Source organism: Agrococcus pavilionensis RW1 (assembly GCF_000400485.1).
In the GTDB taxonomy this organism is placed as follows: Bacteria; Actinomycetota; Actinomycetes; order Actinomycetales; family Microbacteriaceae; genus Agrococcus; species Agrococcus pavilionensis.
The window spans coordinates 1-12,816 of sequence record NZ_ASHR01000036.1; the positions used below are offsets into that span (position 1 = coordinate 1).

Annotated in this window: 15 protein-coding genes and 1 riboswitch; of the genes, 6 read left to right on the forward strand and 9 right to left on the reverse strand. The window is 69.6% G+C overall.

The annotated features are described in order from the left end of the window. From L332_RS27410 to L332_RS27415, 3 genes are all read left to right on the forward strand, one after another. Positions 1–260 (forward strand): aldehyde dehydrogenase family protein (locus L332_RS27410; protein WP_041204155.1); only part of this gene is annotated, 260 nt, incomplete at its 5' end. 8 nt (positions 261–268) lie between these two features. Next, positions 269–1,126: an SDR family NAD(P)-dependent oxidoreductase gene (locus L332_RS0115730; protein WP_021011555.1), complete on the forward strand. Its 858-nt coding sequence runs from the start codon at positions 269–271 to the stop codon at positions 1,124–1,126. A gap of 59 nt (positions 1,127–1,185) precedes the next feature. Beyond that, entirely contained in the window at positions 1,186–1,698 is a 513-nt protein-coding gene (locus L332_RS27415) for a hypothetical protein (RefSeq protein WP_021065119.1), read from the forward strand. Between the two features lie 4 nt (positions 1,699–1,702). On the opposite strand, the gene L332_RS27420 is transcribed toward L332_RS27415, so the two are convergent. Next, a complete protein-coding gene (locus tag L332_RS27420) occupies positions 1,703–2,137 on the reverse strand; it encodes a hypothetical protein (protein ID WP_021011557.1) in 435 nt (144 codons plus the stop codon). Positions 2,138–2,174: 37 nt separating this feature from the next. Next, a riboswitch (SAM riboswitch) is annotated at positions 2,175–2,289 on the reverse strand. A gap of 96 nt (positions 2,290–2,385) precedes the next feature. Here L332_RS27420 and L332_RS27425 point away from each other — a divergent pair. From L332_RS27425 to L332_RS27430, 3 genes are all read left to right on the forward strand, one after another. Beyond that, complete coding sequence (locus tag L332_RS27425) at positions 2,386–2,937, forward strand: NYN domain-containing protein (RefSeq protein WP_021011558.1); 552 nt, start codon at positions 2,386–2,388, stop codon at positions 2,935–2,937. A gap of 230 nt (positions 2,938–3,167) precedes the next feature. Further along, complete coding sequence (locus L332_RS30990) at positions 3,168–3,839, forward strand: helicase associated domain-containing protein (RefSeq protein ID WP_144061104.1); 672 nt, start codon at positions 3,168–3,170, stop codon at positions 3,837–3,839. A gap of 235 nt (positions 3,840–4,074) precedes the next feature. After that, positions 4,075–4,458 (forward strand): hypothetical protein, encoded by a 384-nt coding sequence (locus tag L332_RS27430; RefSeq protein WP_144061105.1) that lies wholly within the window; start codon positions 4,075–4,077, stop codon positions 4,456–4,458. 28 nt (positions 4,459–4,486) lie between these two features. Here the strand turns inward: L332_RS27430 and L332_RS27435 are convergent, their stop codons facing one another. From L332_RS27435 to L332_RS27465, 8 genes are all read right to left on the reverse strand, one after another. After that, entirely contained in the window at positions 4,487–5,761 is a 1,275-nt protein-coding gene (locus L332_RS27435; RefSeq protein WP_021011560.1) for a hypothetical protein, read from the reverse strand. 70 nt (positions 5,762–5,831) lie between these two features. Further along, positions 5,832–6,764 carry a DUF429 domain-containing protein gene (locus L332_RS0115735; protein WP_158316742.1) on the reverse strand — a complete coding sequence of 311 codons (933 nt, stop codon included), beginning with the start codon at positions 6,762–6,764 and terminating at the stop codon, positions 5,832–5,834. After that, positions 6,761–7,174 (reverse strand): hypothetical protein, encoded by a 414-nt coding sequence (locus L332_RS27440; protein ID WP_021011562.1) that lies wholly within the window; start codon positions 7,172–7,174, stop codon positions 6,761–6,763. The genes L332_RS0115735 and L332_RS27440 overlap by 4 nt, the downstream gene beginning before the upstream one ends. Positions 7,175–7,195: 21 nt before the next feature. Further along, a complete protein-coding gene (locus tag L332_RS27445; protein WP_144061106.1) occupies positions 7,196–8,152 on the reverse strand; it encodes a hypothetical protein in 957 nt (318 codons plus the stop codon). 75 nt (positions 8,153–8,227) lie between these two features. Then, positions 8,228–9,796, reverse strand: a complete 1,569-nt coding sequence (locus L332_RS27450; protein WP_021011564.1) for an SIR2 family protein — start codon at positions 9,794–9,796, stop codon at positions 8,228–8,230. Between the two features lie 9 nt (positions 9,797–9,805). After that, positions 9,806–10,576 (reverse strand): N-formylglutamate amidohydrolase, encoded by a 771-nt coding sequence (locus L332_RS27455; RefSeq protein ID WP_021011565.1) that lies wholly within the window; start codon positions 10,574–10,576, stop codon positions 9,806–9,808. A gap of 50 nt (positions 10,577–10,626) precedes the next feature. Beyond that, positions 10,627–11,346 carry a TY-Chap2 family putative peptide chaperone gene (locus L332_RS27460; protein WP_021011566.1) on the reverse strand — a complete coding sequence of 240 codons (720 nt, stop codon included), beginning with the start codon at positions 11,344–11,346 and terminating at the stop codon, positions 10,627–10,629. Then, positions 11,343–12,770 (reverse strand): ADP-ribosylglycohydrolase family protein, encoded by a 1,428-nt coding sequence (locus L332_RS27465; RefSeq protein WP_021011567.1) that lies wholly within the window; start codon positions 12,768–12,770, stop codon positions 11,343–11,345. The genes L332_RS27460 and L332_RS27465 overlap by 4 nt, the downstream gene beginning before the upstream one ends. Between the last annotated feature and the right edge of the window lie 46 nt (positions 12,771–12,816).

Here is a 12,816-nt window from a genome sequence, read left to right on the forward strand (position 1 = left end):
GCACCGCGATCTTCACGAACGACGGCGGCGCCGCCCGCAAGTTCCAGAACGAGATCCAGGTCGGCATGGTCGGCATCAACGTGCCGATCCCCGTGCCCGTCGCCTACCACTCGTTCGGCGGCTGGAAGCAGTCGCTCTTCGGCTCCGCGAAGGCCTACGGCGCCGCCGGCTTCGACTTCTTCACGCGCGAGAAGGCGATCACGCAGCGCTGGCTCGACCCGAGCCACGGCGGTCTCAACCTCGGCTTCCCCGAGAACTGAGATAGCGCATGCGTAGGGCAGACCTGCGCGGGCGGGGTGCCGTCGTCACCGGTAGTGGCGGCGGCATCGGCCGTTCGATCGCGCTCGCGCTCGCCGGAGCCGAGATGGACGTCGTCGTCGCCGACATCGAGCTCGAGGCGGCCGAGCGCGTGCGCGACGAGCTGCTCGCGCTCGGCCGCCGCTCGGTCGCCGTGCGGACGGATGTCTCTCAGGCCGCGGAGGTCGAGGCGCTCGCCGACGTCGCCTACGCGGAACTCGGCGACATCGCCGTGCTCGCGAACAACGCCGGCGTTACGTGGCGGCCGTACCGGGCGAGCTGGGATGCGTCGATCGGCGACTTCGAGTGGATCATGGGCGTGAACTTCTGGGGCGCCTTCCACGGCCATCGGGCGTTCGTGCCTCGCATGGCCGCATCGCCGCTGCCCGCGCACATCGTGAACACCTCGTCGATCGCGACGCTGAAGCCGACGCCCGGCCACGCGGCGTACACGGCGTCGAAGGCGGCGATCGGCGGCTTCTCGCTCGCCACCCGAGCGGAGTATGCGGCGGCCGGGCTCGGCATCGGCGTCACGGTGCTCTACCCCGGCCCGGTGCAGACGGGCTTCGCGACGAGCGAGCGACTGCGCCCGGCGGCCGACCGCGCTGACGCGCGCGGCGTCGTCCCGTGGCAGACGTACACCGACGGCGAGCCGATGCGCGCCGGCGCCGAGACGCCCGGTGCGATCGACCCGGCCGCCGTCGGCCCGATCGTGCTCGACGCGATCGAGCACGATCGCCCGTACGCCATGACGCATCCGCTGCCGCCGTACGTGCACGAGCGCGCCCGCCTGCTCACCGAGCTCTCACCCCATCCGCCGGTCGAGTAGCCGACGAAGTCGGCGTATCGAGACCACTCCTTGTGGGCGGCCGCCCGCAGACTGAGCTCGTGGAGACGCACCGCGCAGCAGCCCCGGCCTTCGCCCGCGACCTCGACCGAGAGGTAGCGGAGGCACTCGGTCCCAGCCGAGAGACCGAGCTCGACCTCCGCTGGAACCCGCGCGGCCACCGCGAGCTCTCGACGCCGATCCTGACCGGCCAGCAGCTCGCCCTCTGGGTCGTGCTGCTGGAGCCCGGCGAGTGGGCGGTGCTCGAGCTGCCCGGCGGCGAGGAGAGCCGCTGGGCGCAGGTGATGCGCGTCGATGAGGACTGCATCGTCGAGGTGCACGACGGCTCCCCCGGCGACTGGGCGAGCCGCGTGCTGCGCGAGCGCGACGCTGGCGCCAACTCCGACGAGGCAGACGGCCTCTGGCACGGGTTCGACGCCGCCGAGATCCTCTGGGCATGGTTGCACGGTGCGCTCCCGAGCGGCTGCCGGCGCGCGCGCCTCATGCGGCGCCGCGCCGGCTCGGTCGGCGATGTCGTCTGGTGCACCGCCGACCTGCCGCACGGCTCTCGCTAGCGCCTCACTCGCCGAGGTAGCTCGCCGGTGTCATGCCGAGCTCGCGCAGTGCCTGCAGCTCCCGGCCAAACACGCTCACCGCCCACGACGCATCCGCTCGCCGCACGCGCCGCGAGAGCTCGACGAGCGCGAGCACGCCCGGCATCGTCGGCGGCCGCCGGTGAAAGGCGACCGCCCAGGCGAGATCGTCGGATGCGTCGTGCAGGTCGACGTCGGGCAGCGGGCTGAGCGGCAGCACGAGCGCGCACAGCGCGCACACGTCGCGATCGGAGTAGGGGTCAGCGGGGCGGCGGACGCCGTCGTGCGGGCAGTCGCGCTGCGCCCGAGCGATCGCCTTGAGCATCGAGGTGCCGTAGCCGCGTGCCGGGTCGGGCCAGGCCGGCGGCCGCTGGCGCCGCTTGAAGTGCTCGTCTCCGGCGAGCGGTGGTTGCACGTGCATGGGAGCTCCGTTCCCTCGGCGGGTACGGCGCGCCGCTCCCGCTGACTTGCCCAACGCGATCGCGCCGGGCCGGCTCTTCCCCTGGGGCACCCCGCTCAGCGGAGGGGGTTGCCGTGCAGCCGGCCAGGTACCGATGGCTGCAGCTCTTGAGCCTGCCCCGACGATAGCGCGCCCCGCCGACACCGGCCGTCGGTCGAGCAACCGACGAAGTCGGCGCATCGAGACCACCTCGCCGATAGTCTCGCCCCATGCCCGAGCGCACCACCTACCTGCTGATCGATGGCGAGAACATCGACGCCACGCTCGGCGTCTCGATCCTCGACCGCCGCCCCGAGCCGCAGGAGCGACCGCGCTGGAACAAGGTGCTCGACTTCGCCGAGCGCGCGTGGCAGCAACCGGTGAAGGGCCTGTTCTTCCTCGCGGTCTCGCACGAGCTGCCGGCATCGTTCGTGCAGGCGCTCATCGCGATGGGCTACCGGCCGGTGCCGCTGAGCGGCGAGGGCAAGGTCGTCGACATCGCCATCCAGAAGACGGCGGATGCGCTGGCCGCGCGGGCAGACGACGTCATGCTCGTGAGCCACGACCGCGACTTCGCGCTGCAGATGCAGCGGCTGGCCGAGGACGGCGCGCGCCGCGTCGGCATCGTGGGCTTCGGCGAGTTCATGGCCGGCGACCTGCGCGACGTCGACGGCGTCGAGTTCTTCGACCTCGAGTACGACGTCGCGGCCTTCACGAGCCGACTGCCGCGCGTGCGGATCATCCCGATCGACGAGTTCGACCCGCTGGAGTTCCTAGATTGATGCAGCACAGCTTCGCAGCCTGATCGCTGCCATGACTTCAGGCAAGGTTGCCTCGCCAGGAGTGTAACGCGAGGTCATGACTGCCGTGGCCTCAAGCAGCCGCGACCGTGCGACGAACCGTGACGGCACCTGCCTGAAAGTGTGTTCCCGATGGGTTTACCCCCATATGGTCGTCTTCAACGGGACGTTGTTGAGTTGCGCGAGGAAGGCTAACCGTGACGGGTTCTCCCATGGACTCATACGATGCGCAGTGGGTGCGCAACATAGAGGCGGCTCGAGAGTTTTATGAGCGCACCGGGAGGATGCCCCGTCTAGCGGGAGGGCAAGATACCGACCCGCATGAGCGACGGCTCGGGCGTTGGCTGCACAACGCACGCACAGCGTCCCGCAATCCAGCCGCTGCAATGCGATGGAGTGCGGAGCGCGAATCTCAGCTCGACGCTTTGCTACCTCGATGGCGGGACTACGGGACAGAGCAAGCGTCTCGCCGCCGATGGACAGCACGTCTCGCCGAACTCGCAACGTTCCTCGCGACAGAAGGGCGTGTCCCGCATGAGACACACGACTCGATCGGGCGGTGGCTGCGAGCACAGCGCCACGCCGAGCTCTCGCGGGTACAAAGCGAGGCGATCGAGTCAGTGCTCGCGGGCTGGGCGACGCCGCCGCCAGGTCGCTGGGCAGCGCGGTTGGACAGAGTTGCGCAATGGTCGGCTCAGCGGGGTCGGCTCCCAAGAGCTTCAGCGGCCGACCGCCAAGAGCGGCTCGACGGCCTGTGGTTGTCCCAGCAAAGGTCAAGATGGCGTAAGCAAGCGTTGTCGCCTATGCAAGTGGGCGCTCTCGACGAATCACTTCCAGGTTGGGAACACCCCGACGGAAGGCAAAGGGCGTCTACGCGCGCTTGATGACCAGCGACCTGCACAACGTGGACGGCATCGGCTACCTCGACCTCGGTACCATGTCGCGGCGTTCACGAGCCGCTTGCCGCGCGTCCGCATCATGCCAATCGACGAGTTCGACCCGCTCGATCTCTTGTCACTCTCTGGCGTCGGCGCATGCCGTCGCACGCGTCCGCGCTGCCGTCGGACGCATTCGCTGTAGATTGCGGCTACTCGCACCTTCACGATGACAGGACCCTCAATGGCACCACGAGCCGTCAACGGCGCCAAGATCGCACGCGTCGCGGTGGACGCGTGGCCGGTCATCCGAGGGCTGATCGAAGCCTTCGACACCCCTGAACGCAGGGTGCAATTGAGGCGCTGGCTGGCGAGGGCGGACGCGGCCATCAGGAAGCTGACGCCGGAAGGCCGCATCAGTGCGCGGATCGCTGTGCTGCGAGCGCACCTCGATCGTCTGGACGCCGATGCCGCCAACGGTCAGGTCTGGAACGAGCGGCTGTCGAAGCTAGAGGCGAAGCGGGCGCTTCTGAAGGGCCCGCTCGATGCTCGCACTCGCCGTGCGCACAACAGGAAGCTGGCCGAGGACCTCGAGTCTCTCTGGGCAGAGGTGTTCGCCGCGATCTGAGACCCGCGCGACCGATCGCGACTCGCTGCTACTCCTGTGAGTCGAGCGGCTCGATCTCTTCGAGGCCACCAGCCCGACGCCGCGCCTCCCGCCTCTCCTGCACTCGCCGAGCGAGTCGCAGAACGGCGTCGTCGCTCCGCTCTTGAACCCCCGCTCCGATGACTTTCGCGCGCGCTGCCACTTCGCCGCTGATGGAGCCAACTTGGTCCGCAGCGTCGCCGACCAGCGCCTGCGCGGCTCGATGCCACGCAGTCTGTTCGAGCCTCTGCACATCGGCGAGCACGAGGTCCGCGTGCCGAGCGAACTCCGCAACGGTGTCGTTGACAGCGTTGGAGCGCTCGGTGACCCGGCGCGCGCTGAACGGATTCGCCACCCGGTCGCGATTGGTCAGCTGGGAGGAGGCGTGGACGGACGCGTTGATCGCGTCCAGGCTGTCAGCGATGCGCTTGGCTCGTGCGGCCCGAGCAATCGTGATGCCCAACCGATGCTGCTCGAGCTGGTGAGACTCCGCCTCAGCCACGCGTGCGAGCTCTAGGACGTACTGCCGATCCTGCAGCGCGATCGTCCGCGCGAGCACTCCGAGCCAGAACGATACGTCGCCCCTAACCTCCTCCAGCACCGCAGCAGACTTGTCCGTGTCGACCCCACGCTCGTTCACCATCTCGGCCAGCGCACTGAGCTGAGCGACAGCCTCCGCCTGCATCGTCTGCAGGGCGAGAGAGTTTGCCTGCACCTTCGACCACGTGACCGACGAGACAGCGCCGGTCGCTTCGAAGATGGCGTTCGCCTCGTCGATGGCGAACATGACGCCGCCGAGCTGGCCGAGTGCCTCGATCTTGCGCTGCTTGAGCAGCCTGTCGAGCTTGGCGTCGATGACCTCCAAGTACTTCTGGATGTCATCCAGCGCCGCTTCGAGCGACGCTTGAGTCATCACCGACGCTAGGGCGAGCGGTGCCGCCGGCGTCAACAGCGCCGCGTTCTCGAACTTCAGGTGCTTGACGATCCGCCCGCCCTTGGTACGAACGACCCCGGTCATGAGCTTGTCAGCCTTGCCGAGGGACTCGCCGTGCTTCTTGACCAGCTCAGCCGATTCCCTGGTGAGCTTGACCCATCTGCCGCTGCTCGCCTGAACTTCTCCGATCACTCCGAGCGCTTTGCCCGCGGCTGAAAGTGATCGCTGCGCGACTCGACGCGTGTCGAGCCCAGCACGAGACTCGAAGTCTCGCAATGTCGTCTCGTCGCCCAGCAACAGGATCCCGTCGTCGCTCTCGATGATGGCGAGCGCGAGCTCTTCGTGACTCATGTGCTGATTCTGACGGATGCCGACCACATCGCGGCGCAACTCTGTCGGATCTAAGCCCGACGCGAAGCACTCAGCCGCTCCGAGCGACTTGAAGGGCAGCCTCCAACAGGCGCGCCTCGCTCATCGTCAGGCGGTGCGGGCCGGTCGGGCCATTGAAGGAGAACTCGGGCTCGCCAACGACCGGCGCGTCGGCCGTCGTCGGCATCTCCCCAGTCGCATCCTGAAACCGCACCGAGGATCGAGGCGCTTGCCGCAAGGCTCGGGGCCGAGGAGCGTGGGTCGGGGCTGGCGGCGCGACGATGTAGCCGGAATCGATGTCGCCGAAGACGACGAGGCGCTGACCTCCGATCGACCACAAGTAGGCAAGCCACGCACACACGATGCCGTCGACCTCATCCTCGATGCGGTTGAGCGCGCCGTGACCAGTGGCCGCCACGGCGATCGAGCGCAGTTCGCTCCACCGCGGGAGCGCGCTCACTCTGAGCGTCGCCTCCGCCTCGAGCAGGTCTAGCAAGCGCTCGAACTCCCGCTTGCGGAAGGCGAACTCGTACTTCGCCTTGTGCTTGTACTTCAGGTTCAGGTCGAGCTCCCAGAGACCGACCATGGCGGGATGCGGATACACCTCGATGGCGACACGGTTGCGCAGGCTCGGATCCACAGGCAAGCCGAGCCGCTCGGCGATCACAGCTCCTCGAGGCGGATTCATCTCCGGCTTGCCGAGGTTCGTCGAGTGCGGACTCGCGTCGAAGCGGCCGAACGCGGCGTGGATGGCCGACTCGCAGGCTCGGCGCCCGGTTCGGTTCGTGACGATGAGCGGCGCATCGATCGCAACCACACCCCGTCGCAGTGCGTGCGCATCGATCCAGTCGATGATCTCGTCATCCGAGCCGGCGCTGCCCGACGCGAGCAGACGACCGTCGGCGCCGACCGCCGCGAGACCGGTGCGGTTCTTCGGGCCCCACGCCAGATCGACTCCGACGTGCACGGTCGTGGCGAGCGTCAAGGCGCCCACCCGCACCAATCGCAGCCTGCGAGCGACATGACCTCGCCGCATCGGGGGCACGGCTCGTTGGCCACCTGGCGGGGGCTGCCGCTCCGCTCGCCACCTCCCGACTGCGCCGATACGGGATGACGCACGCCCCAGCAACCCGGCAGCCACTCACTCGGGAAGGGCTTGACGTCACCGACGAGCTCCTGCACCTCGTCCTCAGAGCGGAACCCGATGGTCGAACTGTGGTGCACCTGGAGTGCCGGCTCCCCCGAGCGCCGCTCGACGCGGAAGTGGTCGCTGTACCGCAACAACGCGGCGGCGTCGACCTTCGCCACGAAGTCGGCGATGAAGCGCTGGTTCTCGAAGGGTGTCCGGTACTCGCGGAACGCGTCCCCGAGCGTGTCGATCGTGCGATCAGTCATTCCGCCATCCTGCCCCGGAGTTCACGCGACGGTCAGCAGATAGTCGCCGAGCCGCTCACTTCTCGCGCCAGGAAGCTCCGTCGCTGCCGCCCTGGACGCATCCGCCCAGTCCGGCAGGTGCGTCTCGGCGAAGAAGTCGCGCTCGGGTCGACCGAGGTGATGCATCAGCACCAGCCGCTCCGATCGAGCATGCAACGAGCGGATGCGCTCCGGGCGCAGGTGGGACGCGGCACCGAAGAGCGAAATCACCGTCTCGAAGCGGCGCTCGCACAGCGCCTGAAGGAACCGCTCGACCGGGAGCACGTGCACGTCGCGGACCCACTGGTGCTTGAACAGGAGCGAGTGCATGAGCCCGCGGCTGCGCTCCACGGCGGTGTACCCGTGCTGCTGGCCGGCGAGGCCGAGGTCGAGCGCGGCGCCCGCGCGCGAGCCGAGATCCGTCACGTGTCGGTCCGTGAGCCCGAGCTGGCGCAGCCGCTCCCCCAGCGCGAGCACTCCGCTCGCCTCGAACGCATCGTCGAAGTCGAGGGCGGCGAGATCCCAGGGCGAGACGAGATCGGTGGCGGTCACCGGCGCGTCCTGGCGGCCGTACTCGGCGGTGACGGGCGCGATGTTGAGCGCCTTGCTCACGCTCGTGCGATGCGACATGAGCCACAGCTTGACTCCGCGCTGCATCTCGCGCTGACCGAGCGGCTCTCGACCGTAGGGCACCCCGACGTCCGGCAGGTGCAGCTCGATGTTCAGGCGCCGGTAGAACTTCCGCGGCATGCCCGCGGCGTGGATGACGCGAGCGGCGCGTTCGTAGATCGCCTCGTCGAGGTGGCGCCCCTTGATGACGTAGGAGTGCTCCGCGCCGCCCTCGAACGTCGACGCCCACTTCCACTGCCATGTCGGCACTTGCGCGGCCAGCCACGCGATCTCGCGCTCCATCTCTGCGTCAGCGGTCGCCCGCGCTGACTCTCCATCGATCACCGTCATGTGGCAACTGTCATGGGAACCGCTGACAACGCTCGATCTGCCGGGGCTTGCCGGGTGTCTGTGGCCGTCGAGCCGCTATCCCGGTTGTCGTCGCCCCAGCGCCGCGAGCATGGCGGTCGCCTGCGCATGGCCGGCCGTCGAGGCAGGCACTTGCTCGAGCTCGTCCTCAAGTCTGCGCAGCGCGTCGCGCAGGCGCCGCTCATCGTCGCTGAGCGACGAGGCGAAGTCGTCGGCGAGGAGGTAGGAGTGCGCGTCGGTCGCGTACGCGACCAGCACGTCGAGGAACACCTCGACGGCGCGTCCGTCAGGCTCTGGTCCTGAGCCGAGGGGACGCATCCGCACCTGGTCCTTCCACAGCTCGGCTGCGATCGGGTCGTCGGTCAGCGTGAGCGCGGTCGCCCGTTCCGCCATGGATGCGGGCTGCGGCAGCGCTCGACGCACGTCGTGGACGATGCGGTGGAAGTGCTCGTCGGCGAGGCCGAAGCCCACGAACAGCAGGTGATGCGTGAGCAGGTTCGCCTTCACGATCGCCGACAGCGCCTCCCGCTGCGATGCATACCCGAGGTAGTCGTCGCGCGTGAGCACGATCGACGCGGGCCTGTCGACGCTCCCGTGCAGCTTGAGCAGCCACGCGTCGCCCGTCTCGGCCGTCTCGCCGTCAGGGATGCGGACGCGCGGCAGGCCTGCGTCGTCAGACGCCTTCTCGAACAGCCGGTCGTAGTTCAGGGTGATCGCTTGCGGCGTGCGGAGGCTCGCGAGCAGGGCGGGCGCGAGCCCGTACCGGGGAACGTCGACGAGCCGCACGACTGCGTCCGCGAAGGCCGCTTCCGCGTCCTGGCTCGTCCTGCCCTGCTCGACGTGCCGCTCGATGGTGCGCTGACGCAGGAACGCAGCGCGATCGAGCTCGCCCCACTTCTCCAGCGCCTTCCGTTGCTTCTCGTCGAGCCCGACGTCGTCAGCGAGCCGATCGAGCAGGTCGTGCCAGCTCGGCGCGCCAGCGCTCATGCTGGTTCCTGCGCCGAGGAAGGGCACCAGCCGGCCACTCTTGGCGAGGCGGGCGAGGCGCTCAGCATCGGCGACCTGCTCCTGCGAGAGGTCGCTCTGCCACCCCGCGCGGCGCTTCCGCAGCTCCTGCATGCGAGCGAAGCTGCGCTCGTCGCGTAGCACGATGGCGAGGTCGACATCGTGCGCGCTCGCCATCTCGGTGCAGACGTCGAGCAGCCGCTCGGCGAGCTGCCCCCTCAGGTGCGCGCCACCGCCCTTCCCGGTTCCGAAGCTCGGCAGTGCCAGCAGCCGCTTCGTCCGCTCGTGACGAGGAGCGGCGGCCATGTGCGCGGCGCACTCCACGAACTCACGCACCGACGCCTCGATGTGCTCGATGCCGGATGCGTCGAGCACGCCTTCGAGCGGTACGGTCGCGAGCACGGTGGCCGGGCCGTCTCCGCCCGGCGCGAGGGGAGCCGCCTGGGTGTCTCCGGTCCGCAGGACAGCGGTGTCCGTCCTGTCGAGTCGTTCCTGCAGCTCCGGGAGTGCTTCGAACCATCCGTCGGTTATGGCGAGCCGCTCGTCCGTCGGCAGCAGCCACGCATCGCACTCGAGATGCGTGATGTCGCCCATGGTGATGAAGACGTGACCGCGACTCATGGCCGCAATCTATCCGGACGCGGTCGCGGCTCTCGCGAGCCGCGCGATCGCGTCCCCCAACGCATCCACCGCCCCGCCGTCGAGGTCGCCGGTGCGCTCATCCATGTACTGATCTCGTCGCAGCTCGACCATCACCGATTGCACCCGGCCATCTCGGCCGAAGTGCTTGAGCGGCACGTACGCGCCGGCGAACGGCTCGTTGTCCGCCTGCTCAAGATGGCCGAACACTTCGCGCACGCAGCTGAGCAGCGACGCCGCCATGTGGCGTTCGTCGTAGCCGACGCACAGCGGCGGCCGACGGCCATCGGCGTGCAGCTCGTACGGCAGAGCCTGGTTTGGGTACGAGTGCACGTCGATGATGAGGGCGCGTCCGTGTTGCTCGAGCGCCCGATCGACGAGCCGCTCGACCGCGCTCGAGTAGCGCTCGAAGTGCAGCAGCAGCTCGGCCCGCGCCGGCTCGGGCACCTCACGGATACGCTCTCGCCGCGCGCCGTGCGTGTACAGCACACCCATACCGACGGCGTTCATCTCCTCCTCGTCGCCGGGGAAGCGCTCGACATCGACGACGAGTCGCGAGACCTCGGCGATCACCGCGGATGCGTCGCACGACTCGAGCGCGCGGCGCACCATGCGGTCGACCGCGTGGTCGGTCAGCGCGAGCAGCTCTCGCCGGAGCCCCGCGTCGTCGATCGTGAAGTGGTCGCGGAACGGTGACGGGATGCGCGTCGATCCGTGCGGCGCGTGCAGGATGACCGGCGAGCGCTCCGCGGCGTCGACCACCGTCGGCTCCAAATCGCCAACGCCATCCGGCTCCACCGCGTGCTCATCGCTCATCCTCGGGTCACTCCCGCCAGCTCCAGCACCCGCACTGCGAGCCGGTCGATGTCGCGACCCAGCTCGTCGTACATCGTGAGCAGCGGCCGCACCCCCACGTGTCGCGTGTGCACGAAGCCATCGGTGTCGAGCACGAACGCCGTCTCGACATCCCTCGTCATCGCCCACAGCCAGGGCCGCACCTGCACCGACCTCGGATCGCCGAAGCGCTTCGCCGCATCGTCGCGATGGTTGTGCACATCGTGGTGCACGGTCTCGAACCCCAGCATCAGCGGCTCGTCCTCCGGCTCGAGGAGGCCGTGGATCATCGGCTGCACCTCGATCGGCACCGGCACCCACGGTCGAGGTGCGTCGAGGTGCATCGCGAGCAGCCGCGCGATCAGCCGGTAGACGATCGAGCGGGCCGTCGTCGCCGGCGCACGGTGCGGGATGCCGAGCCCGCTCGTCACCTCGATGCGCTTGAGCGTGTCGTGCGCGCCGGGACAGTGCAGCACCGTCTCCCACGACCAATGCGACTCGCTCTCCCCGCGATACGCGCGCACGCCCGCCTGCAGGTCGAAGAAGACGCGCGCCTGAGCGTCGTCGCCCGCCTCGGCCGCGACGAGCACCGGCCCGGTGGAGTGCATGAAGCGCTCGATCCACACCCGCGGGTGTCGGCGGCCGAGCTCGCTCGCGAGCCACCAGGCCTGCTGGAGCTTGAACCGGTCCGCGGTCATCGAGCCCCCTCCGAGGCGAGCCGGCGCACCGCGTCGACGAGGAACTGCTGCGGGTTGTAGCGGGGCATCGAGGCCCGCAGCGAAGCGAGCGCGTCCTCGGCATCGGCACCGTGGTGCCGCACGGCGTACAGTGCGGCGACAGCCGCGGTCCGCGAGCGCGACTCCGCGCAGTGGAGCAGCACCTCGTGACCCTCCGAGCGCAGCATCGCCACTGCATCCGCCGCATCGGTGAGCACGAGATCGAGGTGCGGGTTCTTCCCCGGCTGGTCGATGAGCCGCACCTCGATGTGGTTAACCGCCTCGACCCGCGCCTGCTCGCGGCCGACCCGGCACAGCGAGACGACGGCGGTGACGGATGCGGGGGCGACGTCGAGCGCGCCGAGGTCGCCGAGCCAGACGCCCGGGTCGGCGGGGTGCGGCACGAGCAGCGGCTCATTCAGCAGCGGCATGCGCGCTGCCATCGGCCAGCCGCAGGAGTCGACGCCGCGGATGGCGAGCGTAGCGAGTTCGATCAACGTGCGACGGTCGCCAGTCGCGCCCTCCCCTGCCCAGCCGTGCAGGTGCCGGGTGAGCGCGGCCGGCAGAGCGGACGCGCCGTAGACCGCTCCGGCGAGCGAGCCGGCGATCGCGGCGACCGTGTCGGTGTCCTTGCCGGAGCGCACGGCGAGCTCGAGCACCTCGGCGAGCGTCGCACCGTGGACGATCGCCGACCATGCGGCCTGGAACGCGCCGACTACCCAGCCGTTGTTCGCCGTCAGCTCCCACGGCATCCGCAGCTCGGCCTCGCCGGCGAGCTCGCGCCAGCGCTGCTGCCGCTCCTCCGGGAGCGACGCGATGGCACGCTCGAGATCGAGGCCGCCCGTAAGGATCGCGCGGCGGATGGCGAGCGTCCAGATCACGCAGGCGTCGCCGGCATCGACATCGAAGTGCGTGAGGTCGCTGATCGCGCGAGCGGCCCAGGCCGCGTCTCCCGCGCGGCCGCGCTCGAGGTAGCCGAGCGCGACGGGGCCCGTGCGCATGAGCGAGCCGTTGCCGCCGGAACGGCCGCGCCGCTGGTGCAGCTGGGCGGCCGCCGCGCGTGCAGCTGCGGCGGTGGGCTGCTGTGCATCACGGAGCACCGCACGGATCTGGATGCCGACGTCCTTCGCGGTGGCGCTCCAGCCGATCCACTGAGCGACGAGGCGGTCGAGCGTCGCCTCGTTGTCGAGCGAGCGGCCATCCGCGAGCGCGCGGAGGATCGGCAGCGCCATCGCGGTGTCGTCGGTCCACTCGCCGAGCTCCCACCCTCCCCCGGCGTGAGCCGTGATCGCGGTGGGCGGGAGCACGGCCGGGCCGAACTCGTAGGGCGCGCCGAGGGCATCGCCGGCGGCAGACGCGAGGATCGCGCCGAGCGCGCGGTCCGTCTGAGGTGAGGTGAGGGCCATGGTGGCTCCTTCCGGTCGAGTCGAGCGGGTTTGCTCACTCTTGATC

Bases quoted from the DNA above. Each gene is read 5' to 3' on its own strand.
- L332_RS0115730 (WP_021011555.1), top strand. From the start codon at position 269: ATGCGTAGGGCAGACCTGCGCGGGCGGGGTGCCGTCGTCACCGGTAGT.
- L332_RS27420 (WP_021011557.1), bottom strand. From the start codon at position 2,137: ATGCACGTGCAACCACCGCTCGCCGGAGACGAGCACTTCAAGCGGCGC.
- L332_RS27425 (WP_021011558.1), top strand. From the start codon at position 2,386: ATGCCCGAGCGCACCACCTACCTGCTGATCGATGGCGAGAACATCGAC.
- L332_RS30990 (WP_144061104.1), top strand. From the start codon at position 3,168: ATGGACTCATACGATGCGCAGTGGGTGCGCAACATAGAGGCGGCTCGA.
- L332_RS27430 (WP_144061105.1), top strand. From the start codon at position 4,075: ATGGCACCACGAGCCGTCAACGGCGCCAAGATCGCACGCGTCGCGGTG.
- L332_RS27435 (WP_021011560.1), bottom strand. From the start codon at position 5,761: ATGAGTCACGAAGAGCTCGCGCTCGCCATCATCGAGAGCGACGACGGG.
- L332_RS27440 (WP_021011562.1), bottom strand. From the start codon at position 7,174: ATGACTGATCGCACGATCGACACGCTCGGGGACGCGTTCCGCGAGTAC.
- L332_RS27445 (WP_144061106.1), bottom strand. From the start codon at position 8,152: ATGACGGTGATCGATGGAGAGTCAGCGCGGGCGACCGCTGACGCAGAG.
- L332_RS27450 (WP_021011564.1), bottom strand. From the start codon at position 9,796: ATGAGTCGCGGTCACGTCTTCATCACCATGGGCGACATCACGCATCTC.
- L332_RS27460 (WP_021011566.1), bottom strand. From the start codon at position 11,346: ATGACCGCGGACCGGTTCAAGCTCCAGCAGGCCTGGTGGCTCGCGAGC.
- L332_RS27465 (WP_021011567.1), bottom strand. From the start codon at position 12,770: ATGGCCCTCACCTCACCTCAGACGGACCGCGCGCTCGGCGCGATCCTC.